General features: G+C 50.3%; 21 protein-coding genes and 1 pseudogene. 17 read left to right on the top strand and 5 right to left on the bottom strand.

Annotated features, from left to right (window positions below):
* The first annotated feature begins 5 nt into the window (after positions 1 to 5).
* The 5 genes from J7E85_RS30380 to J7E85_RS35215 all read left to right on the top strand — a co-directional run bounded on the left by J7E85_RS30380 (position 6) and on the right by J7E85_RS35215 (position 4,961).
* Positions 6 to 1,040, top strand: coding sequence for a glycoside hydrolase family protein (locus tag J7E85_RS30380; RefSeq protein ID WP_215163748.1), 1,035 nt, complete (start codon positions 6 to 8; stop codon positions 1,038 to 1,040).
* A 351-nt stretch (positions 1,041 to 1,391) separates the two neighbouring features.
* Entirely contained in the window at positions 1,392 to 2,342 is a 951-nt protein-coding gene (locus J7E85_RS30385) for an ABC transporter permease (protein WP_215163749.1), read from the top strand.
* A gap of 16 nt (positions 2,343 to 2,358) precedes the next feature.
* The gene (locus J7E85_RS30390; protein WP_215163750.1) at positions 2,359 to 3,231 is read left to right on the top strand and encodes a carbohydrate ABC transporter permease; all 873 of its coding nucleotides are present in this window, start codon (positions 2,359 to 2,361) and stop codon (positions 3,229 to 3,231) included.
* Positions 3,232 to 3,405: 174 nt separating this feature from the next.
* Positions 3,406 to 4,095, top strand: a complete 690-nt coding sequence (locus J7E85_RS35210; RefSeq protein WP_483311351.1) for an extracellular solute-binding protein — start codon at positions 3,406 to 3,408, stop codon at positions 4,093 to 4,095.
* Positions 4,086 to 4,961 carry an extracellular solute-binding protein gene (locus J7E85_RS35215; RefSeq protein WP_483311352.1) on the top strand — a complete coding sequence of 292 codons (876 nt, stop codon included), beginning with the start codon at positions 4,086 to 4,088 and terminating at the stop codon, positions 4,959 to 4,961. Before J7E85_RS35210 ends, J7E85_RS35215 begins: the two co-directional genes overlap by 10 nt.
* Positions 4,962 to 5,233: 272 nt before the next feature.
* On the opposite strand, the gene J7E85_RS30400 is transcribed toward J7E85_RS35215, so the two are convergent.
* Together J7E85_RS30400 and pyk are read right to left on the bottom strand one after the other, a co-directional pair.
* On the bottom strand, positions 5,234 to 6,451 hold the full coding sequence (locus tag J7E85_RS30400) for an L-dopachrome tautomerase-related protein (RefSeq protein WP_215163751.1): 1,218 nt from the start codon (positions 6,449 to 6,451) through the stop codon (positions 5,234 to 5,236).
* Positions 6,452 to 6,602: 151 nt separating this feature from the next.
* Positions 6,603 to 8,018: a pyruvate kinase gene (gene pyk / locus J7E85_RS30405; RefSeq protein WP_215163752.1), complete on the bottom strand. Its 1,416-nt coding sequence runs from the start codon at positions 8,016 to 8,018 to the stop codon at positions 6,603 to 6,605.
* A 158-nt stretch (positions 8,019 to 8,176) separates the two neighbouring features.
* On the opposite strand from pyk, the gene J7E85_RS30410 reads away from it, so the two are divergent.
* Entirely contained in the window at positions 8,177 to 8,956 is a 780-nt protein-coding gene (locus J7E85_RS30410; RefSeq protein ID WP_215163753.1) for a helix-turn-helix transcriptional regulator, read from the top strand.
* Positions 8,957 to 9,006: 50 nt separating this feature from the next.
* On the opposite strand, the gene J7E85_RS30415 is transcribed toward J7E85_RS30410, so the two are convergent.
* Positions 9,007 to 9,963, bottom strand: a complete 957-nt coding sequence (locus tag J7E85_RS30415) for an LCP family protein (protein ID WP_215163754.1) — start codon at positions 9,961 to 9,963, stop codon at positions 9,007 to 9,009.
* A gap of 184 nt (positions 9,964 to 10,147) precedes the next feature.
* On the opposite strand from J7E85_RS30415, the gene J7E85_RS30420 reads away from it, so the two are divergent.
* Both J7E85_RS30420 and J7E85_RS30425 read left to right on the top strand, forming a co-directional pair.
* Positions 10,148 to 10,897 (top strand): MerR family transcriptional regulator, encoded by a 750-nt coding sequence (locus J7E85_RS30420; RefSeq protein WP_215163755.1) that lies wholly within the window; start codon positions 10,148 to 10,150, stop codon positions 10,895 to 10,897.
* A 121-nt stretch (positions 10,898 to 11,018) separates the two neighbouring features.
* A pseudogene (locus J7E85_RS30425) lies at positions 11,019 to 11,222 on the top strand (KGG domain-containing protein); the annotation flags it as partial.
* Between the two features lie 147 nt (positions 11,223 to 11,369).
* Here J7E85_RS30425 and J7E85_RS30430 read toward each other — a convergent pair.
* A complete protein-coding gene (locus J7E85_RS30430; RefSeq protein WP_071221283.1) occupies positions 11,370 to 11,708 on the bottom strand; it encodes a winged helix-turn-helix transcriptional regulator in 339 nt (112 codons plus the stop codon).
* A gap of 160 nt (positions 11,709 to 11,868) precedes the next feature.
* Between J7E85_RS30430 and J7E85_RS30435 the strand changes: the two genes are divergently transcribed.
* Entirely contained in the window at positions 11,869 to 12,807 is a 939-nt protein-coding gene (locus J7E85_RS30435) for an aldo/keto reductase family protein (RefSeq protein WP_215163757.1), read from the top strand.
* Between the two features lie 278 nt (positions 12,808 to 13,085).
* Positions 13,086 to 17,147 carry a tail fiber protein gene (locus J7E85_RS30440; RefSeq protein ID WP_215163758.1) on the top strand — a complete coding sequence of 1,354 codons (4,062 nt, stop codon included), beginning with the start codon at positions 13,086 to 13,088 and terminating at the stop codon, positions 17,145 to 17,147.
* 82 nt (positions 17,148 to 17,229) lie between these two features.
* On the opposite strand, the gene J7E85_RS30445 is transcribed toward J7E85_RS30440, so the two are convergent.
* Positions 17,230 to 18,204: an aldo/keto reductase gene (locus tag J7E85_RS30445; protein WP_215163759.1), complete on the bottom strand. Its 975-nt coding sequence runs from the start codon at positions 18,202 to 18,204 to the stop codon at positions 17,230 to 17,232.
* Between the two features lie 114 nt (positions 18,205 to 18,318).
* Here J7E85_RS30445 and J7E85_RS30450 point away from each other — a divergent pair, with 114 nt between their 5' ends.
* The 7 genes from J7E85_RS30450 (at position 18,319) to J7E85_RS30480 (ending at position 24,215) form a co-directional block, all read left to right on the top strand.
* Positions 18,319 to 18,633, top strand: coding sequence for a DUF2628 domain-containing protein (locus J7E85_RS30450; protein ID WP_215163760.1), 315 nt, complete (start codon positions 18,319 to 18,321; stop codon positions 18,631 to 18,633).
* A 202-nt stretch (positions 18,634 to 18,835) separates the two neighbouring features.
* Positions 18,836 to 19,300 carry a DinB family protein gene (locus tag J7E85_RS30455; protein ID WP_215163761.1) on the top strand — a complete coding sequence of 155 codons (465 nt, stop codon included), beginning with the start codon at positions 18,836 to 18,838 and terminating at the stop codon, positions 19,298 to 19,300.
* A 131-nt stretch (positions 19,301 to 19,431) separates the two neighbouring features.
* A complete protein-coding gene (locus tag J7E85_RS30460; protein WP_215163762.1) occupies positions 19,432 to 19,941 on the top strand; it encodes a CYTH domain-containing protein in 510 nt (169 codons plus the stop codon).
* Positions 19,942 to 20,280: 339 nt separating this feature from the next.
* A complete protein-coding gene (locus J7E85_RS30465) occupies positions 20,281 to 20,952 on the top strand; it encodes a helix-turn-helix transcriptional regulator (protein ID WP_215163763.1) in 672 nt (223 codons plus the stop codon).
* A gap of 56 nt (positions 20,953 to 21,008) precedes the next feature.
* Positions 21,009 to 22,181 (top strand): MalY/PatB family protein, encoded by a 1,173-nt coding sequence (locus tag J7E85_RS30470; RefSeq protein ID WP_215163764.1) that lies wholly within the window; start codon positions 21,009 to 21,011, stop codon positions 22,179 to 22,181.
* Between the two features lie 36 nt (positions 22,182 to 22,217).
* Positions 22,218 to 23,690, top strand: a complete 1,473-nt coding sequence (nhaC, locus tag J7E85_RS30475) for a Na+/H+ antiporter NhaC (protein ID WP_215163765.1) — start codon at positions 22,218 to 22,220, stop codon at positions 23,688 to 23,690.
* A gap of 138 nt (positions 23,691 to 23,828) precedes the next feature.
* Positions 23,829 to 24,215, top strand: a complete 387-nt coding sequence (locus tag J7E85_RS30480) for a RidA family protein (RefSeq protein ID WP_215163766.1) — start codon at positions 23,829 to 23,831, stop codon at positions 24,213 to 24,215.
* Positions 24,216 to 24,270 lie beyond the last annotated feature (55 nt).

Below are 24,270 nucleotides of genomic sequence, written 5' to 3' on the forward strand. Positions count from 1 at the left end.
AATCAATGAAAATCGTATTTGATCCTGCACCGGTTGGAGGAGGCTTTCGAATGCCGGGATATTGGATATGGTGCGGCAGCGTTATCCAGGGTGAGGATGGCCGGTACCATATGTTTGCTTCGCGCTGGCCGAAATCTTTGCCTATGCATCCCGGCTGGCTTGCGGCCTCGGAGATCGTCCGTGCGGTCTCCGACCATCCGGCCGGACCGTACGTATACGAGGAGACGGTACTTGAGGCCAGATCCCCGGCCTATTGGGACGGATGCAGCGTGCACAACCCGCATATCGTGAAGGTTGAGGGCTCATACGTCCTCTATTACATGGGCACGACGTTTCCGTTTCCCCTCCCTGAAGAAGGGGAGCCGCTGCTTCCGAATGATCCGCTCGTCGTGGCTGCCAGGGCGAACAAACGGATCGGGGTTGCGACCGCTCCTTCCATAACCGGCCCTTGGACACGGAGGGACCATCCGGTTCTGTTGCCGCGTCCAAATCATTTTGACAGCTTCTTGGTGTCTAATCCTGCCCCCTGTGTTCATGAGGACGGTTCGGTGAAGCTCATCTATAAATCTCGTCCCTATGAAGGGCATTCCTATGGCAACATGCAGTTGGGCTTGGCCTGCGCCGAATCGGTGTACGGTCCTTACACCCGTCAGCCTGAACCACTGTTTCCTCCGTCGATTCATATAGAAGATCCCTTCATTTGGCGTACGGCACGCGGGTACGAGATGATTGCCAAGGACATGGACGGCTCCATCTGCGGGGAGCGCTATAGCGGAGTCCATGCGTGGTCAGCGAACGGGGAACAGTGGAAGATGACAACCAAACCAGGGGAACCCGTGTACTCTCGCAGAGTACGGTGGGACGATGGCACGGAACGGTTGATGGGTAACCTCGAACGCCCGTTTTTGCTCATGGAGGACGGTCGTCCGGCCTGGATGTTTGCTGCGACTTCAGACGGGAGCAGCGGGTTTTACGATTGTACGGAGACCTGGAACATGGCGATTCCGATTCGGGAGATTACGGAGAACGACGACGAATAAGAGCGATCCATATCCGATTCGAAGCATGATAAACAGCACCTGAAACGGATGGTCGCCCTCCGTCATGCGATGTTGCACCGTGGATGGGAGCGTGTATGGTGAGAAATGCCCGACTATTCTCAGCGACTCATGCCCATGCAAGGCTGCGTTTTCTTCCCCTTGCAAGCCCTTCCGCTTACCATGGCCGGATAGACCATGATAGCAGAAGGGCTTTTTTCTCTATTCCGCCTCACATCCCCCATTTTAAACACAATCGTAAAAAAACACATCGACAAACAAATGCCGCCATTGTTGGCAAGGCCCTCCGCTTATACGATGAATACGAAGGAAAACTTACAACGGGAGGTCCTTATGGCGAACATCAACCCAAGCACGCGGCTAACACCGTCAGCGCGGAGCCGGGAATGGTTATCCAGCTTTCGCAAGTACAAGGCGATATACCTCATCTCGATTCCGGGCATCCTCTATTTTCTGGTATTTAAATATGTCCCTTTATTCGGCAGCGCCATGGCTTTTCAGGAGTACAACTTATTCAAAGGCATATGGGAAAGCCCATGGGTGGGGCTGGATCAGTTCTATCGCATGTTTCAGTACGAAGAGTTTCTGCGGATCTTCTGGAACACCCTGTTGATCGGGATGTACAGCATCGTATTTGCTTTTCCAATCCCGATCATTCTGGCCCTGCTGTTGAACGAGATTCGTCTTGTCCTGTACAAGCGGGTGCTGCAAACCGTTATCTACATGCCTCACTTTCTGTCCTGGGTCATTATCGGGGGGATTGCGGTAGGCATTCTGTCTCCGACCACGGGCATCATGAATCAGATTTTGATGTGGGTGGGACTCGAACTGATTTACTTCCTTGGCGAGGAAAGCTATATTCGCAGCATTCTGATCGGCTCCGGCATTTGGAAGGAAGCGGGCTGGGGAACGATTATTTACCTGGCAGCACTGGCCGGGATCAACCCGGACCTATATGAAGCTGCACGCGTAGACGGCGCGAACCGGTGGCGCCAAACCCTGGCGATTACGATTCCGTCGATTCTGCCCACGATCATGATTCTTTTCCTGCTGAACATCGGCAATTTCCTCGATTTCGGGTTTGAGCGGGTATTTGTGTTCCTGAATGCCTTGAACGAGAATAAGGGCGACATTCTGGATACGTACATTTACCGCGTCGGTCTGCTCGGACAGCAGTACAGCTACACCACAGCCATTGGGCTGTTCAAATCTCTCATCGGGCTGCTGCTCATTGTGGGCGGAAACGCCATAAGCCGCAAAACGACCGGGAATTCCTTATACTAGGCAGGTGACCGAAAACATGATAAAAAGATCAAAAGGCGAATTCGTATTCGAAATTTTCAACTTTATCTTCCTGGCCGTTGTGTCGGTTGCCATGATATTCCCGATCCTGCACGTTGCGGCGCAATCGCTCAGCAGCGATGTGGCCATTTCGCGGGGAGACGTTGGCCTGTGGCCGGTGGAGTTCACGCTCTCCAACTATGCGATCGTTTTGAACGATACTTCCGTATGGCGTTCCTTTCTGATCAGTGTATTCGTGACTGTCGTGGGGACCGGGATCAACCTGATCGCAACGGCCTCGCTGGCCTATCCGCTGTCGCGCAATGAATATCGGGGACGAAAAGCCATTCTCATGCTCGTGCTGGTCACTTTTATCTTCAGCGCGCCCCTGATCCCGAATTATCTGCTCATTAAATCACTGAACATGCTGGATACGGTATGGGCCCTGATCATTCCGGGCGCGATCAGCGCATACAACCTGTTCATCATGCGCTCGTTCTTCATGAATCTTCCGAACGAAATCATTGATTCGGCCCGGATCGACGGGTGCGGGGAGTTGCGGATCATATCGAGCATCGTGCTGCCTTTGTCCAAGCCGATCATGGCGACGATGGGATTGTTTTATGCCGTTGCGCATTGGAATTCGTATTCGTCCGCTTTATATTATATCAATAGCCGTAAACTATTTCCGCTTCAGGTTCGTCTGAGAGAGATCGTCATAACCGATCAGATGGGAGAGATGGACACCACGTTTGAGAATCTGGCGAACATGTCCCCGGAGGGCATCAAGATGGCCACGATTGTGATCGCTACGCTGCCGATCATCCTGGTCTACCCGTTCCTGCAGAAATATTTTATGAAGGGCATGCTCATCGGTTCGATCAAATCTTGATCGTAAAAGAACACAATCCCATAATAAGAACGCCAATACTGCATATGAGGGTTATGAGCTACGATGAAATGGATTTAACGAAAGCGCTTACCTCATGAATGAGCCACTTGTCTATTTTTGTGAAAAAGGGGAGAGGTTGATGAAAAAAATTGGACGGTCTTACTGATCAGCGTCATGATGATGTCACTGCTCGCGGGATGCGGGGGGAAACCGGAAGAAGGAACTGTCAGTCCCAAGCCGGAAGAAACGAAGCAAGGTACAGACTCCAACAAGCTGTCCTTCTCGATTTCTTTCTCCACGGGCGGCAACACCTACATTGAATCGTCACCCGATATCAATAAGGACAAATGGGTTCTGAAGCTGGAGGAGATGACGAACACGGATCTCGATATCCGCTTGATGTCCCACAAGGAATTTGATCAGAAGATGAGTCTGATGTTTGCAGGCAACGAAATCCCGGACGTTGTAGGGAATATGCGAGGAGGTCCAACGACAGGATCGATGTCAGGCTCGGTGGAAGCCGGGGTGTTCATGCCGCTGGATGATCTCCTCAAGGAGTTTGCTCCGAACCTCATGAAACTGGTTACCCCGGCCGCATGGGAAGAAGTATCGTATGACGGCAAAATCTACGGCATCCCGGCCTGGCTGGAAAATCCGTCGCGCCGCGCCACGTTCATTCGTACGGATCTGATGGAGAAGGCCGGCATTAAGGAAGCGCCTAGAACCGTGGAAGAGTATCTGGATATGCTGCGTGCCTTTAAGAAGCTGGGTGTAGAGCACCCCTACCAGTACCGTGAGGGCTTTAAATATGCGGATACTTTCCTTGGGGCATACGATGTGCTGCCGTTCAGTTCATGGAGCTGAATGGGGAGGTCGTACCGAAATTCTTCGATGTCGAGAACATGACCAAGGCGCTCCAGACATATAAGACGATGTACGATGAGGGTCTGATCCCGAAGGATTTCGCTTCGCTCTCTCAAGAGGATTACGGACGCAATATCAATGCCGGCAAATCTGGGATGTGGGCATCCAACGGCGAGGGGCTGATCGGATTCCGCACCAAGCTGAAGGAAGTGGATCCTTCGATGAAAGTGGATATTTACCCATCCCCGACCGGACCGGACGGCAAGGGCGGACTCGGCTTATACAGTTCGGTATCGACCACGTATTATATCAATAACAAAGTGGGAAAAGAGAAAGCCATCAAAATCATTAAATTCCTGGATTGGATGCTGACGGAGGAAGCCGATATGTTCTTCTCCTTCGGGATTGAAGGCGAGAATTATACAATGGAGAACGGGAATATCAACTATAAATGGCCTGTGACCAAACAAGAGGTGGATGAAGCGGGCTTCCGAGCCAACCAGCTGTGGTTCGTTCACGAGCTGACCTATAATAAGAAGCAGACGGCCCTTACCGAGGATGGCCAGGACGTGATCAAGGCGTTCAGCGATGTGCTGAGCAATGAAGGTCGCGGCGGCATTACGTTCATGGCGAATCTGAACAGCTTCTCCAAGTTCCCGGATCTGGCTTCGACCGGAGATACGGGACCTAAATTCATCCTGGACAGCATGGTGAAGATGATCTACGGCAAGCAGCCGATCTCCGATTGTATCGCTCCATCCGCAGTTTGGATCACGAGCTGGAGACGGAGTTTGCAAGATTTCGCCGATTCGAGCGGCTGTACGGATTTGCCAGAGTGCTGCGTTCCCTGGAGGACAGCGATTTGACGGATGTTCCCCCTTGGTATGAGGGGCTTCGAATGAAGCTGTTGCGTTTCTGCGAGAATGATAGGCAGGGGTTCAGGGAGCCGTGGTAAAAGCCCAATCGTAGTGAAGGAACCAGTCGCTTTAGGATAATCGAGGCAGATAACCACATCGCTTACGCAGGTCAATGACTGCGAGGTTGCCAGTCATTGAGGTCAAGCGTTGCAGGTATATAACAAAAAGGGTTAGGCAGAGGGCATGAACGCCCGATCTGCCAAACCCTTTTTTCTTAAACATCAACCATACAAATACGACTTCACATCCGGCCCGAGGTAGGCTCTCCATATAATCAGATTGTAAGGATCGTCCCAGTCGATCTGCTGCGGCTCTTCAAACATGCGGTGCAGGCGGTTGTTGTTGAAGATGATGGAGCCGCATTGATCAAAAGCCACCCCGTCTACCCACAGCATCCTGTCGTCGGACAGCAGCTTGATGAACGAGCGCGTGTACGGTGAATAGTAACCAATCCCCTTGCCTTCGAGCATGGTGTAGAATATATGGCCTTGATTGTCGGCATGCATGCCGTCGGTTGTCGTTCCTTTGCTGCCCAGGATCTGAACGGAATTCCGGATGATCGAATCGGGAATATTGAAATTCCGCAGCAGCCCTGTATCGATAGCGTACAGATTGCGCCCCGTTACCGGGCAGTAGAATAGAGTTCCGCGATCCGCGGATAATGCTATGCCGTCGGCGCCAATCCGGATCGGCTTGTTGCGGTATACCGGCTCGGTATCAATCTCAAACCGGAATCGGGGCACGTCCTGCGTACTGTAATGACTGTCGAGGACGCGCCGAAATTTCTTCGTTCTCATATTGTAGACGATAATTCCGCCATACAGCGGATGGTCCGGCCAGCCGGAGCCCGAATCGGTGATATAGGCATAACCGTTTCGGTTATCCACCACGATGTCGTTCAGGAACGACGTTCGGGGTGGAGCAATATCATCCGGAATGACAATGGAATCGAGCAGGCGGTTAGCGTTTAGATCCCAGATGACCAGCTTTTGCGAGCCTTCGGGCGAAGTATCGTATGCGATTTTTCCTTGATCCAGAATCCACATCCGATGATGCTCATCAATCTCGTAGCCAAGGACAGATTGCAGCATTCGCACATCCCCCGGTGTATTCCACTCCCAGCTTGGAAAAGCCTCCAGTACGGGCTTGCCGTTCACCATCACAATGGTATTCAGCGTAGCGGGAACCCCTTCCGCCCAGCGCGGCACCGATACATAGAATCGTCCCTGTAGGTCCACTTTGACGCCTGCGGGCATGCAGTGCTTCCAATACTGATGCTCCTCGAAGCGCTGCTTCATCGCAGCATTCGGGAAGTTCCAGTCCAGGCGGTTCCAGTGGAAGAGCATCTGGTACGGACTTGTATAGCTATGGGCTTGCTTATCATGAAGGGCGGCAGGCTGCTGCCACTGGCCCTCCATGGAATGATACGGTATACGCATATTTGTAAGACCTCCCGATAACATGCTCGGTTCATCCATTACGGCAGCGATAATTCATTCTTCGCGCTGATTCCTCTGAGTTAGTTATATGCCTAGAGGGATGGATTGGCACCGAAAATATTTACGAAGAGGTCTTTTTTCAGAATACCCGTTACACTTGCATAACCTTAATCAGATTCGTGTTACCGGATTGACCGATCGGCACGCCGGCAGATAGTACGATAATGTCGCCTTTTTCGATGTAGCCTGTCTTGATGGCATTGCGGGTGGCGGATTCGAACATTTCGTCCGTCGTTGTGACCTTGTCGCCTTTTACCGGAATGACGCCGGAGAGCAAGCAGATTTTGGCCAGCACTTCTTCATGCTGTGTGACCGCGATAATCGGTGCCTGTGGCCGATATTTCGAAATCATCCGCGCCGTAAATCCGCTCTCCGTTGACGTAATGATAGCTTTGGCATTCAGCACGAGGGAGGAGCTAACCGCACCCTGACTAATAACCTCGGTAATATCGGCTACTTGCTGTCTGGATTTGAAAGCGAATTGGTCTTTATAATCGATCATCGTTTCGGCGCGGCGGGCAACTGCCGCCATCGTGCGCACGGATTCTACCGGATATTTGCCCGCAGCGGATTCGCCCGAGAGCATGACAACATCAGCGCCCTGGATCACCGCGTTAGCCACGTCGCTCACCTCGGAGCGGGTTGGACGGGGATTGACCTGCATCGATTCCAGCATGTGTGTTGCGACGATTACCGGTTTGCCGGCCAGGTTGCATTTATCGATCATTTCTTTTTGCATCATAGGTACTTCTTCAATTGGCACTTCAACGCCAAGGTCTCCGCGGGCGACCATGATTCCGTCGGATGCTTCAATAATGTCATCCAGGTTCTGCATCCCCTCTTCATTTTCAATCTTGGAGATGATCTGTACATGATCCGCACCGCGTTCCTTCAGGATGCTGCGAATTTCACGGATGTTGTCGCCATGGCGCACGAAAGAAGCGGCAATGATCTCAATGTCGTTCTCGAGACCGAAGCCGATATGCATGACGTCACGCTCGGTGACCCCAGGAAGTGTCGTTTTGATGCCGGGGAGGTTGACACCTTTACGAGGTTTAAGCACGCCGCCGCTAATGATTTTACAGTGAATGTCCTTCCCATCTACACGGAGAACGTTCAGGTCTACGAGGCCATCATCAATCAAGATACGGTCTCCCGGCTTAACCACTAGATGTAATTCGGCATAATTGACCGAAATGCGGTGTGCATCGCCCAGAATTTCTTCTGTAGTCAGGATCAGCTCCTCACCTGGCTTCAGCAGGCAGGAAGCCTCCTTCAGCTTGCCGATCCGTACTTCGGGTCCTTTAATGTCCATCATGATGGGGACATACGTGTTTAATTCGGATGCGGCCTGGCGAATATTCCGGATACGGGCCACGTGATCTTCCGGCTCTCCGTGTGCCATATTCAAACGGGCAACGGTCATTCCCTCTTGAATCATGTTTTTCAACAGCTCAATGGAATCGCACGCGGGTCCCATCGTACAAATAATTTTCGTTTTTAGCATGGCTGTTTGTTCCTCCTTTGTATTTGCACTCGTCAGCTTTTTGCAGCATTCGAGCTCATTCAAACTACCCTAATGATCACATTGTAGCCTGTCTTGTCGAATCGTGATATGAACTATAGTACAATGAATGGATTATAGTATCGCAATGGAGGTGAGTTATGATCATTCCGGTAGAAGTAAAACAAATTAGCGGTGTCGATTGGTATGAAGCAGTTGACAATGAGAAGCGAGCATGGCGCTTAAGCCTTGTGACATATGGAAAATGTGTATATTGGGTGAATGGGGATAAGCAGATTATGGAGAAAGGGGAATTGCTGCTTATTCCAGCCGGTGTTCCGTATTATGGCAAAAGCATCCCAACCGTAACACACACGCAAATTGCCGTTGAGTGGACAGACCAGCTATCGACGGGATTATCGGTGCTTGAACGAGAAGAAGCATTAAAACATAAACCCGGCTGTTATGAGTTGATCCGCGAACGGTTGAAGGTGATCCATCAGCAGTGGCAGGAACGTCCATCTTATTATGTCTTGATGATAGAAGCATTATTGACAGAAGTGTTGATTTATATCAGTCGTGAGCTGGCCAAGGGCGTCATTACGCCGGAGAAGCACTTGCATGTGGAACGGATGAAGTCTTATATTGAGCGGCATTACCGAGAGAAAATAACGAAAGAGGAGCTGGGCGATGCCATCGGCAAAACCCCAAATTACGCAGCGGTACTCTTTAAGAGTGTTACGGGGCAGACCATCAGCCAGTACGTGCACGCCCAGCGGATCAAACGGGCAGTGTATTTGTTAACGGAATCGCAGCTGACGGTACAGGAGATTGCCGTATTTCTCGGATATCAGGACCTCTCCTACTTCTATAGAATTTATAAACGAGTCACGGGCAGCGCCCCATCGGATTTATTGCATGAGCGTCCACGAACGATCTAGGAAATTAACGCAAAAAAGAGGGCTGCGCCCTCTTTCTGGTGATTGCTATTTTATTGAGCAGCGTCATTTTCGAATAACTGCTTCACATACTGCCGCAGTTTCGATTTATCTACGCCGAGCACTTGTGCCCGTCCGGCCTTCTCGTTTGTCAGCAGTGAGAACGGCGGAAGCTGCTGCTGGTCGATTTTATCCATATTCACATCAAAACCGAGAGCCATCAGCTTCAGCATTTCTTTGGGGCTTAGATCGGTTTCGATGTATGGCGCAATTGATTCCAGGATGCTGGGCAGCTTGATTAATGAGCCCGTGGTCTGCATCTTCCTGGCGACTTCCGTCATGAGAATCCGTTGTCGTTCCGTACGGGCAAAATCGGACTTCGCATCGTGTCTGAATCGAACATATTGCAGCGCCATCTTGCCGTCGAGATGCTGCAGCCCTTGTTTTAAATCGATGTCGTACATATGCTTGTCCGCTTTGCTTGTGTAATACATGTCTTTCTCCACTTCTATGTCGACTCCGTCAATGGCGTCAACCAGGGCTATGAATCCAACAAAATCGGTGTAAACATATTTATGTATGGGCAGGTCCAGCAGATCACTGATCGTTTGTCTGGTCAACTCGATTCCGCCGTAAGCAAATGCCGAATTCAGTCGTCCTTTGCCATGGCCGGGGATGTTCACATAGGTGTCTCGCAAAATCGAGAACAAATGGGCTCTTTTCGTGACAGGATCGATGGAGGCCACCAGCATGGTGTCGGATCTGCCGGCATCGTCTCCCCGGGAATCTCCTCCAATCAGGAGAATATTAATGCGTTCTTTACCCTCCCACTTGGGTATTTCGATGATTTCCTCCGACGCAGCGCCCGAGGTTTCCGTTGGCTCCGCGGGATTCGAAGCGGTCGAAATTTGGTTTGAGAATTGTATGATAGCGTAGGTATAGTACGAGATAATCCCCAAGATTCCAACGGATAATAAGAGCATGGTGTATTTTAACCATTTCCTTTTCATAGTTCCTGTAACATCCTTTCTGTTGTTCTACTGCATAATTGACCATTCTAGCAAAATAATGAACAAAAATCATATTTTCCCGGAAAAACGATTCGGAAAAGTCGATATATTCCGGTCGGATAAACGGGTTGACTCTCCTCCAAGGGGAGACCTTAGACTGGAAGTCGAAGGAGGGAACCAGCGTATGTTATACACGGTAAAAGAGGTTTCGGAGCTTTCCGGGGTGACCATCAAAGCGCTGCATCATTATCATAAAATCGGCCTGCTCTTGCCTGCCGAGATCAGTGAAGCGGGTTATCGCTTGTACGGTACTGCCGAGCTGGAGCGATTGCAGCACATTCTGTTTTACAGGGAAATGGATTTTTCGTTGGACCAAATCAAGGCACTGATGGAGAAGGCCCCTGAACGGCGGAAGATGCTGTTACAACAGGAGAAGCAGCTGATGGATCGCGCAGATCGATTGGATACGATTCTGAAAACCTTAAGAACATCCTTAACCAGTACGGAGGAGGGCAAGCACATGGAGGCTCAGGAATTATTCAAAGGTTTTGAGAGCGAAGAAGAATGGAAGGAAGCCTTAGCGGAGCAAAATGAGCACCTGAAAGAGCAGTATGATGTGGATTTGCTCGAGGGTGAACCCGTTGATGTGCCAAGCATGAACGAGCAGGCAAGGGAAGCGGCTGCCTTTATGGCAGACATGGCAAATGCGTTGAAAAAGGGGATCAAACACGATGATGTGCGAGTACGGGATTCGATTCGGGATCACCTGCAGTTTATGAATGAGCAGGGCCACGCCTTTACGGCTGCGGATTTTGCGGGTCAAACGAAGTTTTTTCTGAGTGATGACTTTCATCTCCGGATGCTGGAGGAGCAGCAAACGGGGCTGGCTTATTATCTGCATGCGGCTGCGGAGGCGTATGCGCTTCTGACGTAAATAGGATGATTAAGCCGCGCGAGTCGCGGCTTTTGTCATTTTTAAGGGTGTTTAGAATTTATCGGAAGGGTTAAATACATGACATAGCAGCAACAAAAAAACAACTTAGGAGTGATGAACAATGGCTAACAACAATGATAACAAAATGAGCAGAGAAGAAGCGGGACGCAAAGGCGGCGAAGCAACGGCCAAGAATCACGACAAGGAGTTTTATCAAGAAATCGGCCGCAAAGGCGGAGAAGCCACATCAGAGTCCCATGGTAAGGAATTTTATGAGGAAATCGGTCGCAAGGGCGGAGAATCCCGCGACAATCAAAACAACAAATAACGATTAAATATAATCTACAATCAATAAATAGCAAGCTTAGAAAAGCAGCGGCGGTTCCGGTTAAACGGAAACCGTCGCTGCTTTATTTTTGAGCTAACCGCTTGGTCTAATCTCGAGTGCCAGATGCCTTCAAGTTATCTTGATTTAAGTCCACCTTGCCGCCCACAGCTTCATTTCCTTGCAGATGACATGCAGGTCCATGCCTTTCGGCGTTAGAGTGTATTCCACCGTAACCGGAACGGTAGGGAATACTTCGCGTTCAAGCACGCCCTGTTCCTCCAGATGGCGAAGGGTCGTGGTCAGTGCCCGCGGACTGACATTCGGGATTTGCCGCTGCAGCTCGCCAAATCGTTTCGTGCCGCCAAAGAGCTCGCGGATGACGAGAAATGCCCATTTTCCGCCTAAGACCAGCAATGTTTTTTCGATATTGCATTCGATATGTTCGGGAGTTTTCGGTATGTAACTGCTCGATTTATTTCCCATAACGGTAAGCTCCTTCCGGTTTTCTATTAACTATACTCAAGTATATCAGCTATCCTTCCTATAATATAGTGAAGAACATTTCACTTCTTCCCTGAGAATAGGAACTACTTTAAAATAGCAAATGTAGCATTTAAGTAATTCTATTGAAGGAGGAGTTACCATGAAATACAGAAGATTAGGACGCACAGGTCTCAAGGTCAGTGAGATCAGCTTGGGAAGCTGGCTTACATACGGTGGTTATGTTGAACGCGAGAATGCGGTTAACGCGATTAAAACGGCTTATGATCTCGGCATTAATTTTTTTGATACAGCGAATGTATATGAGAAAGGTGCAGCCGAAGTGTTAGTTGGCGAAACCCTGAAAGCGTATCCGCGCGAGTCTTACGTGCTGGCGACCAAGGCATTTTGGCCGATGGGAGACGGACCTAATGATCGCGGCTTGTCCCGCAAGCACATTATGGAGCAGGCGCATGCCAGCTTGAAGCGTCTTGGCCATGATTACGTGGATATTTTCTACTGCCATCGTCATGATCCGGAAACGCCGCTTGACGAGACGCTTCGCGCGATCGACGACCTTGTTCGCCAGGGCAAGGTCCTCTATGTCGGCGTGAGCGAGTGGCAGGCATCGCAAATCGCGGAAGCGTTGACAGTAGCGGATCGTTATCTGTTGGACCGCATCGTGGTCAATCAACCCATCTACAATATGTTTGAACGTTACATTGAGAAGGAAATCATTCCGCTGAGCGAGCGTTCCGGCATTGGGCAGGTCGTATTCTCTCCGCTGGCGCAAGGTCTGTTGACGGGCAAGTATACCTCAGCTTCCGATATTCCAGAAGGCAGCCGTGCCGCGAAGCTGGAATGGATGCGCAAAGGGATTACCGAGGAGAAAATCGCGAAGGTTCGCGAACTGGAGAAGATTGCGGCAGAGCTTGAAGTATCCGTAGGCAATCTGGCGCTTGCCTGGATTCTGCGCCAGCCGAACGTAGCCAGTGCGTTAGTCGGTGCAAGCCGTCCGGAGCAGGTAACCGAGAACGCCAAGGCATCCGGCATTGAGCTCAGCGAAGAGGTTCAAACTCGCATTGAAGAGATTTTGAAATAGGGAAGTAAATCGACCAAGAACTAAGACGTTTATCGCATGGATCCTTGGAATAAGAGAATCCGAGGACAGGTAGAAAGATGTATATTAGATGGCTTCTGACTCGGTTCAGGGGCCATCTTTTTTTTGCGTGTCTATCTGGCTAATGAATCCCTCTATTAGAAGACATTTTCTTGTTGAATTATATCGTCTACCATTTATAATACTCTCAAGTAATGTTATACTACTCACTAGTATTATGTTACTGAAATAGGACAAATGTATTAGGGGGAAGCAGCAATATGCAAAAACGAAGGCGAATAGCATCCGCAAAATGGTGGAAGGTGATGTTGTCCATTCTAATAGGTTTAGAGGTTGTACTGGGTGTGCTCGCGTCTCCGAAGACGGTTAGGGCTAATCTTCTAGACGCTCAATATCTGGGGGAGATCCGTCTATTTCCTTACCAGAACGGTCCCGAAGGGTGGATATACTGTGCAGGGCAAGTGTTAACGCTAAGTCTGGAAAATTCGGCTTTGTATACTCTATTGGGCAACAACTTTGGCGGGGATGGCAGCAAGACGTTTGCATTGCCTGATTTACGGGAGGAAGAACCGGTGCCGGGTATGGGGTACTATATCGCGGCTGAGGGATTATATCCGAGAGGCAGCAGTGGCTTGACCTACAATACGATGCTGGGGGAGCTTCGACTTTTTCCCTACAACATGGAGATGAATGATAACTGGGTGACGACTGATGGCACCGTTTTAAGTGATTCTGATCCTCTATACAGTGTGTACGGTACTACATTCGGCCAAGACAGTCAGGGTTGGTTTAAATTACCGCAGATTAACCCTGTGCAACCCCAAATCCAGTATTACGCCGCCAAGGCAGGGATATATCCAGGCAGCGCCGGTGAGGTGTATGCTGGCGAGACACGCATTTTTCCTTTGGATATCCCTGAGCTAGCATCCTATAAGGCGGATGGCAAGCTTCTGAATGTTGCAGCGAATGGGGCACTTTATGAGTTAATCGGCAACAAGTTTGGGGGAACTCCGAACCAAACCTTTGGAATTCCTGATCTGAGAGGCAAACCTTTGACGCATTATTACGTATCCCATTACGGATACGTTCCAACCCAGCTGCAAGTTCAGCCTGTAACTGTTTCCGACCAATATACAACAGATGTTTCCACACCATTAACGGTACCGTCCCCTGGGGTGATGAGTAATGATTCCCATGTTCTGACAGCCAAAATATTGAATCCGCCTGCTCATGGAAAGATCACATTTCATAAGGATGGCTCCTTTACTTATACACCGGACGTCGTTTTTGTTGGCACAGATTCTTTTACATATATAGCGAGCAATCATAATAAGAGCAGTGCCCCAGCCATCGTTAACATCAACGTTACGGAGATTGAGCCGACGATAAGTGGAGTAACCGATGGAGGACTTTATAATCACGAAGTGACGCCCGTTTATACCAATGGCATGGGAACGCTGGACGGCCAGCCTTTTGCCAGCGGCACGACCATCCGCAAAGATGGACAGTATAAGCTGGTCGTCGAGTCGCCTCGCGGCAAAACGGTCAAGGCCGATTTTGAGATCGACCAAACCGCACCTGTGGTTACAGGCGTGGCAGATGGAGGTCGGTATGATCGGGAACTGCAGATCTTTTTCAATGAAGGGAGCGCGACGCTCAATCAACAAGCGTTCCAGAGCGGAGATAAGGTAAACACGGAAGGAGAATTTGATCTCGTCGTAACCGACCGTGCAGGGAATGAGACTCAGGTTCATTTCTCGATCTATTTCCCAAAAACCGTGACGTTCGACAGCAACGGTGGTTCGCCCGTGGCGGATTCGGTCGTCCCTCATCATACGGCGGCAGCTAAGCCCGTTGATCCGGTGAAATCCGGTTATGCCTTCGGGGGGTGGTATGCGGATCAATCCTTCCAGCTTCCATTTGATTTTGCGGCACCGATTCTGGCTAACCTGACGCTGTATGCCAAATGGATCGATGCGGATTCGCCTGTCGTGGTGGATCGGACGCCTGCGAATCTGGCTGATGATGTGTCGATCGAAACGAAGCTTGAATTCAAGTTCAATGAACCCGTAACCGGAGTTAGTGGCAAGTACATATCGATTATGAGGGCAGAGGACCATCACAAGATCGAGTCGATCGAAGTAACAGACGGTTCTCGCGTTAGGGTGGTCGATGAGAAGGTTGCGGTAAGTCTGTCTCAACGTCTGTTGTACTTTACGCGTTATTATGTAGAGATAGAGGAGGATGCATTTCAAGATGCTGCAGGCAACTTCTATGCAGGCATCAAGGGTCCTCAAGATTGGAGCTTTACAACGGAAAAAGAATCTGTTTCAGCGCCGCCTGCTCCTGCAAGCTTGAGTGCTAGAGCTGGAGATGGTGAAGTGACCTTGCAATGGTCTACCGTAACGGGGGCTACCTATTACGATATTTATTCCGGGACGGAATCCGGCGTATATGGAACAGCACCGATCGCAACGGTCACGGATACTACGTATTCAGCAGGTGATTTGCTGAATGGAACGACTTATTATTTTGCAGTTAAAGCCGGAAATGATGGGGGCTCCAGCGCATTTTCAGAAGAAGTGAGCGCAAGGCCGGCCGGTGCCGAGATTCCCGTTCCGGGCGATGCGGATTTAAGCGGATTAGCATTATCGCATGGAACGCTCGCTCCGGCATTCAACCCTGCTGTCATCAGCTACATTAGCCAGGTTGGAAACCGTATAACGGAGATCAGCATAACGCCGAGCGTTTCCGATCCTCATGCAAAGGTGACGATGAACGGCAAGGCCGTATTCGCCGGGCAGCCGTCAGATCCGGTCAGCCTAGCAGTAGGAAGTAACAGCATTCATCTCGTGGTTACGGCTCAGAATGGGACGACAAAGACTTACACGGTGGACGTGAACAGAGAGGCAGCGGCTTCCCCTGAGCCTGAACCTGGGAATCCTCCTCATCCCGGTACGTCAGGCGGTGGATCTGGCTCTCCTGGAGGTCAAGGACCGAGCGGCGGTGAGGGTTCCCAAGCAGGTCAAGGGGCAGGTTCGGGGCAGAGCTCCATAGGGAGCAGCCGCGTAACGTCGTATATAAATGATGTATTACAGAACGGCATGATATCATCAACGTTAATGAAAGAGAAGAATGGGCAGGCCGTGTTGACTGTTAAGGTGAACGGAGACAGACTGCAATCATTGCTGATCAAAGAGAAGAACGGTCGACCGATTATGCGGATTCACGCCACGGACGATCTCGATCAAGTCGTGCTGGTCTTGGACAACCAGTCTGCAAAAGCGCTTGAAGGAAGCAGCGCAATGATCGAATTCGAGACCGTGGCAGGCAGCGCCCGTGTTCCAGCTCAGGCTATTTCAGAACAACTCGGCAAAGCTGCGGGATCAAAAGAAGGAACACTTCATCTCGTACTTACCAAAAGCGAAACGGCGCTCAGCGCAAAGCTGAAGCAAACTGGGAATGCAAATGATCTTGGTACAACATATGGCTTCATTGATGTTAAGGTCATAGCCTATGATCAAGGGAAACCGGTGGGCGGAGATTCCTATTCTGCTTATGTGGTGCTTGAGATTCCACTCCGAGAAGGATCCGCGCCAAAAGTCGTGACAACCGCCGTATGGTTGGATGGAAATGGAAATATCCATCATGCGCCAACCCGATTGGCAGCACGTGAAGGCAAAACTTACGCCATCATCCAAGGTTTGAATAATGGTACGTATGCCTTGATCAGCCATACCGAAGGATTACCGGATATGACTGGCCATTGGGCCGAGGCAGCCGTGAACGAGATGGCCTCACGCCTCATTGTAAGCGGCAGAGATGCTGCCGGGTTCCATCCGGATGCACCCGTCACCCGTGCGGAATTCGTCTCGATGATGGTTCGCTCACTCGGTTTAACCGAGCAGGGAAGCACCAGCACATTTCAAGACGTAACTTCCCGGGACTGGTACTTGGGGGCCGTATCGGCGGCAAGCAAGAGTGGGCTTATTCACGGCTATGCCGACGGCAATTTCTTGCCGGATAACCTGATATCAAGACAGGAGGCTGCGGTCATTTTCGCAAGAGCCCTAAAAATCGCAGGGGTTGCTCCGATATCCGGCAGCTCGGATTCGGATGCTGCGCTAGGTTCCTTCCAAGACGGTGCCGAATGGGCAGGTTGGGCGAAGGCGGCTGCAGCGGATGTGGTCGGAAGTGGAATCATGGGCGGTTATGATGGCAAGCTGAGGCCGCACAGTAATATGACCCCGGCGGAAACGGCAATCATGCTTCTGCGGATGCTTTCCGCATCGGGGATGATTGGCAATGTGCCTGCTAAATAATGGCTTATCGAATATAGAAAAAAAGAGCTGCGCCAAAGGGAATTCGTTCCTGGCGCAGCTCTTCTATTTGAAATAACGCTGTTTACCCCAGCCGATAAGTCGCGAACGGCTTGGTATATACAAAGTCGTCGCTGATTTCATCCAGGCTGGAACCCAGTGCCTCATCGATCTCAATCTCCAGGCTCTTCAGATTATCCTCCAGCTGCTCAGTCTTCGTCGCGCCGACTATGACAGTGGAGACGGCAGGGCGATTCATCAGCCAGGCTAGGGACAGGGCACTTGGGGAATGACCATGCTCTGCAGCCAACTGACTGACTTGCTGTGCGAGCTTCAGATTGCGATCTTCCAGGAAACTATTGAAGTTAGGGTCCGTTTCCGCACGGGAGCCGGAAGGCGTGCTTGCGCCTTGACCGTATTTGCCAGTGAGAATGCCGCCAGCCAGCGGGAAATACGGGATGATGCCAACGCCCTGATCGAGGCAGAGGGGAACAAGCTCCAGCTCCGGCGTACGGTCGGCCAGGGAATAACTCGTTTGGGTGGATACATACCGGGCGTATCCGCGCTGCTCGCTGATCCCAAGTGCCTTCATGATTTCCCAGGCGGCATAGTTGGAAGCGCCGATATATCGTACCTTACCCGACGACACCATGTCATCCAGCGTGCGCAAGGTTTCCTCCAGGGGCGTATTCGGGTCAAACGTATGAATCTGATACAGGTCCACGTAGTCGGTTTTCAGCCGCTTTAAGCTGTTCTCCAGCTCTTGCTGCAGATGATAGCGGGAGGAACCGCGTTCGTTCGGCCCTTGGCCGTTCACGAGTCCGGCTTTCGTGGCTAATACGACGTTATGGCGTTTGCCGGCAAGCGCTTGTCCAATGATGCGCTCGGATTCCGAACCCGCATAAATATTAGCGGTATCGATGAAATTGATGCCATGATCCAGTGCATGGTCTATGATGCGGGTGGATGTCTCTTGATCGGCTCTTTTGCCAAAAGCATTTGTGCCAAGACCGAGCTCCGAAACCTTCAGTCCGCTGTTGCCAAGACGGCGGTAGTTCATATTGATCCACTCCTCTATGTATAGATTTCCTATAGTATAAACATGATTCCGGAATCGGTTCAAATGGATATTGGAGTACGACATCTTTTTTCACTAATCGATGGAGTGTGAATCATGAAGATTTATCTGAAGAATGATGCTGGGGTAACGAAACAAGTGAAGGTAGGCTTTAGCTGGACGACGCTATTCTTTGCCTTCTTCCCGGCTTTGTTTCGAGGCGATCTGAAGTGGGCAGTTATCATGTTTATTATTTCTGCCGTCGTCGGTCCATTTACGTTGGAAATCGGAGCTTGGATTAGCGGAATCATATTCTCATTCGTGTATAACAAGATTTATATTAAAGAACTATTGGAAAAGGGTTATCGTCCTGCTACCGAAGAAGCAAGAGCAGTACTTGAGAATAACCAAATTATTGCGAGAGTAGCATAGTTCGATTTCATGCGTAAAGCTTGGGACCTGAGTGAATCTTTCATTCAAGCTCCAGGCTTTACTATATTATATCCTCTAGCCTAATCGATGAAGCGGTTTGTGGACAAATGCTAAAGGTTGTGCAAAATGCCTTAGGACTCCTTGCGATAGGCTGAATATTACGATAGGATAGTTACGAACCATTTGGAAGGGGGATTGTCTTATGAATGAAGCGATTTTTAATCAATTGGATTTTGCCAGAGGAGCGACCTTAAAGTCAGTAGAACATGTAACGGAGCAAGAGGCCGATATCATCCCGGAAGGATTTGCGAATAGCATTCGCTGGAACCTGGGCCATATCTACACCGTGCATGAGCAGTTTGCTTTTGCAACGGCGGGCGAGCAGCCCCGTATTCCGGAAGGATTCGAGGCCTGGTTTGCAACCGGAACTAAGCCTGCCGATTGGACGTCGAAGCCGCCTGCGATTTCCGAACTGGTAGAGCTTTTGCAGGAGCAAACGACCCGGATCCGTGAAACCTTCTCGAATCGCCTCGACCAGGCTTCGGCTCATCCGCTGACCATCGGACCCTTGACGTTCCAAACCGCGGGAGAATTTCTTGTGTTCAGCTTGTATCATGAAGGAATGCATACGCAGACGATCAAGGCTTACCGAAAATTGATAAAGTAATACGATGAACACGAAGCGATAGAAGGGTGCCCTCGCGCATCCCTTCTATCGCTTTTGTTTGTCGTTGCGGTGATCGATCCTTATAATGGAATCAACACAGATGGGATCATCGATGGGAGGATATGATAGTTATGGCGATTGAAATCGAACGCAAATACCTTTTGGAAGCTTATCCGGAAGACTTGATATCGGAAGGAACCATCGTGGTCGAGAAGGAGCAGTTCATCGAGCAGACGTATTTGGCGCTGGATGGGGACCAGGAGCTTCGGGTCCGCAAAATAACGGATCTGAAATCGGGTCAGGTTGAATTCACTCATACGTTCAAAAATGGATGGGGAATTGCCAGGGAGGAAATAGAGTTCGCCATTTCCGAAGGACTCTATGACCAAGTGGTGAAGGCGCATGGCGCGATTCCGCTGACCAAGAGACGGGTGACTGCCCGTTTAGGGAACACGATCATCGAAATCGACGATTATGCGCAGATTCACATGCTGGTGCTGGAGGTAGAGTTTCCTTCCATGGAAGCCGCAGACGGCTTTGTGCCGCCGGCGTGGTTTGGACAAGATATCAGCACAGAGAAACAATACAGCAACAAGAAGGTATGGCGGGATCTGCAGCAGCAAGCTGGTAGGGAATCGTAACGGAATTAGTCCCGAAGGGATGGCTGACATAGGCAACGTGTGCAGCTAGGATGTGGATACTACGCTTTCTCATATGGTTGTAAGAAAGGCTCTTCGCGGGCGGTCAGGCATGACCGCTCGCAAGAGCCTTTTTTATGGGGCATTCAACCAAAATCCTGTAGTATAGCTAACCGTATTCGACGATTACAGGGTGTCGTGAGCCGCGTTCGACTTTTTTTGACAAAAATATTGAAAACGTTTTATTATTATAATATAATATTATCATGATAATTAATTATTATATTGAAAGAGATTGCATTCATAAAAAATTCTGCTTGTCAGAGAAGGGAGAAGCTCTTCATGAATGAAAACCAGCAGCTGCTTGAAAGCTATTTTCCGATTGCTTCTTTTATCGCGGCGATCATCGGACCTCAATGCGAGGTTGTTGTGCACGATATCAGCGATCCGGAACGCTCCATCATTTTTATCGAGAATGGCCATATTAGTGGACGCAGGGTCGGCGATGCCTCCACAGACCTCGTATTGAAAATTTTGAAGGCGGAGGCCTACAGAGAAGAGCAGTTCATCGCGAACTACAAAGCTTCCAGCGCCCGTGGCCAGACTTTCCGATCCTCGACGTATTTTATTAAAAACGGCAGCGGCGAGCTGGTCGGTCTCATGTGCCTAAACATTGACATTACGCATATGGAGGTTGCGGCCGACTGGATCAACAGCATTTTGCAGGGAGGATCACTTACGCCGCCGGCAGCTCTTGATGCATCCAAGGAGGAGAAGCCGTCCACCGAATATCTACAGGGGAACGTGGACGACTTGCTGCAGCATATCATCCAGACCGTCCTTAGCAAAATCAGCATTCCGGCGGACCGTTTATCTTCTAACGAGAAGATCGAGATTGTGAAGGAGCTGAATGAGCAGGGCGTATTTCTGCTGAAGGGCGGAGTATCCAAGGTTGCCACGGCTTTATCCATATCAGAGCCTACCGTGTATCGCTATTTGCAGAAGCTGAAATAAGCGGCTTTCATCCGAATAATAATGCATTGCATCCTGAGACAATGGAAGGTGACATCATGACATTTAATTTCGACAAGGTGGTCAGCCGGTTTGGCACGAACAGTGCGAAATGGGACGGGATGGCGCAGAGCATGGGGAGCGATATGATCGCTCTCTCCGTGGCGGACATGGATCTGCCAGCACCGCCAATGGTGGTGGATAAAGTCGCGGAGGCCGCACGTCACGGCATTTATGGATATACCGATCCGTTCCCGCCTTACTTCAAAGCTGTCCGCACTTGGCTTGATAAAGCCTATGACTGGCAGGTCGAGCCCAAATGGATCGTATTTTGTCCGCGCATTGTTCAAGCCGTCTCGGTCATTATACAGAAGTTTACGGAGACCGGAGACAGGATTCTTGTCCATACGCCTGTTTATCAGCCTATTGCGAAAGCGGTTACGTTAAACGATCGGGTATTGGTTGAAAGTCCGCTTAAGCTTGCGGACGGGCGGTACGAGATCGATTTCGAAGATATGGAGCGGCGGATGGGGGAAGGGGTTAAGATGGTTCTGCTCATATCCCCGCACAATCCGGTTGGCCGCGTATGGACGAAGGATGAACTTGAACAGATGGCGGAGCTTTGCATCCGGTATGACGCACTGATTGTGTCCGATGATATCCATGCTGATTTCATTCATGAGGGACACGAGCATACCGTCATCGCCAAGCTGTCCGAAGAGGTTGCGAATCGTTCCATTATCTGTACGTCACCGGGCAAAACCTTTAACCTGGCAAGTCTCGAAATCGCTAACATCATCATTCCCAATGATGAGCTTCGGGGGGTGTTTCAACAAGGTCTGCTGCAGGCCGGAATTCATAATCCCACATTCTTCTCCGTGCCTGCGCTGGAAGTCGCATATACTTCGTGTGATGAATGGTTAACCGAACTTCGTGCTTATATCAAAGATAACATGGCTTATGCCCGAGCATTCATAGCTGATCATATGCCAGAGCTGGCCGTGATCGAACCTGAAGGGACATATTTGCTGTGGATTGACTGTACGGCCGTGAGCTGCCATGAGAAGGATTTGGTGGAGTGGATTCAGGAGAAGGCGCGTGTCAGCGTTAGCTTCGGTTCTTCTTTCGGTCCTGGCGGTGAAGGCTTCATCAGGGTCAACATCGCCACGCCGCGTCATATATTGCAGGAAGGCCTGGAGCGGCTTGCCGCGGCTTATCCGCTACAGCGTTAACAATCAAAGTTAATTTACATCCAGGGGGAATCCATGATGGCTAAACCAAAAGAGGAACGAATGATAAAGCAGCCGACCATGTTTCTGGCGTTGCTTCCGATTTTTACGATGGTGATTTTGCTGTGCCTTGGTTACGTATTATTTGAGCTGCCGCCCGAACCGCTGATTATTGCATCCGCCATTGTCGCAGGCCTGATTGCGATCAAGCTGGGTTACAGCTACAACGATATTTTGGAGTCCATCTCACAAAAAATTGCGAAAACCATGCCTGCGATCTTAATCCTGATTGTTGTCGGATTTATGATCGGTGCATGGATGGTCGGTGGAACTATCCCTATGATGATCTACTACGGCCTGAGAATCATTGATCCGCAATTTTTGTTGATCACCGCTTTTCTGGTTACATCTGTAGTATCCGTATGTACGGGAACCTCCTGGGGATCTGCGGGGACCATCGGGGTTGCCTTCATGGGGGTCGGCGCTGGAATGGATGCCAATCTTGCCGCTGTGGCGGGTGCAGTTGTAGCGGGTGCTTACTTCGGGGACAAGCTTTCGCCGCTCTCGGATACAACCAATATTGCTGCCTTGTCTACCGGCGTTAATTTGTACGAGCATATCGGCCATTTGCTGTATACGACGCTGCCGTCTTTTTTCGTGGCGGGGATCGTATACGTGATCACAGGACTGAATACGCATGTATCCAGCGTTGGGGTTCCTGAGAAGGTCACCGAGATCATGAATACGATGACAACGATATACGATTGGAATTTGCTCCTGATCCTGCCCGTGTTAATCGTCCTGTACGGCTCGATCACCAAGAAACCGACGATTCCTGTCATGCTGCTGTCATCCATTGTGGCCATGGCGAACGGTATGATATTTCATGGTTTTACTTTGCATGATGTTGTGACTTCGGTTGTAAGCGGATTCGATATCGCGATGGTTCATGTTAGCGGCTTTGATCCCAATACCGTCATTGCCGATATTCCGCGTCTCATTAACCGGGGCGGCATGAGCTCCATGATGGGGACACTGCTCATCTGTTTCAGTGCGATCACGTTTGCCGGCACGATATCGCTGACCAAATCGCTGGAGCTGATTGTGGACAAGCTCTTGAAGCATGTGCGTTCCACCGGCTCGCTGATCCTGGCTACGATTGCAACAGGGTTGACCATGATCGGCGTAACCAGCAACGGACAGGTCTCCATCCTGATGCCGGGCGAAATGCTCCGCGAGGCTTACATCCGCCGCGGTCTGCATCCGAAGAATCTGGGGCGGACGGTGGAGGATTCCGCAGCCATTACCGAACCGATTCTGCCATGGACGGCAGCGGGTGCCTATATGGCCGGTACGCTGGGCGTAGCCACACTATCCTATTTACCTTGGGCGGTGTTGTGCTGGACAGGCATTATTTTTGCGACGATCTGGGGCTTTACCGGGTTCGGTATTGCGAAGCTTACTCCCGAGCAGCAGGAGGAAATGCTAAAGGAATACGACAAAACCGCATAACGGGAACCGGAACTAGCCTCATGCGGATGATGCAGGAGCTGCATCTGTCCATTCGTGCAGGATGAATATTTCTTTGGAAAAGGCAACAAATCATTAATATAAATGCGTGAAACTATACGCTAAAGAGGAGAGAACACCATGACACAACAAGAGAGAAAAACCATCGCCACCCAGCAGGCTCCAGGAGCAATCGGTCCTTATTCCCAAGCAGTGCAATACGGAAATCTGCTGTTTACCTCCGGCCAGCTTGGCATGGATGCGTCGGGGCATTTCGCGCCGACGGTAGAAGAGCAGGCGAAACGCTCACTGCTTAACGTGAAGGCAATTCTGGAAGCGGCCGGTTTTGGCATGGAGGATATCGTCAAGACTACAGTCTTTTTAAAGGACATGAATGATTTCCAAGCCGTCAACGAGGTATATGCTTCTTTCTTCTCAGAGCCATATCCGGCACGGAGCGCCGTGGAGGTTGCCCGTTTGCCGAAGGATGGGCTGGTTGAGATTGAAGTGGTAGCTGGCAAGTCGTAACCCCATCGTCCTTCGATGTGCTGAATTAGGGATATGAACATCATTAGGTTTTAAT

The sequence above is a fragment of the Paenibacillus sp. ISL-20 genome (genome assembly GCF_018613005.1).
GTDB lineage: Bacteria > Bacillota > Bacilli > Paenibacillales > Paenibacillaceae > Paenibacillus_AQ.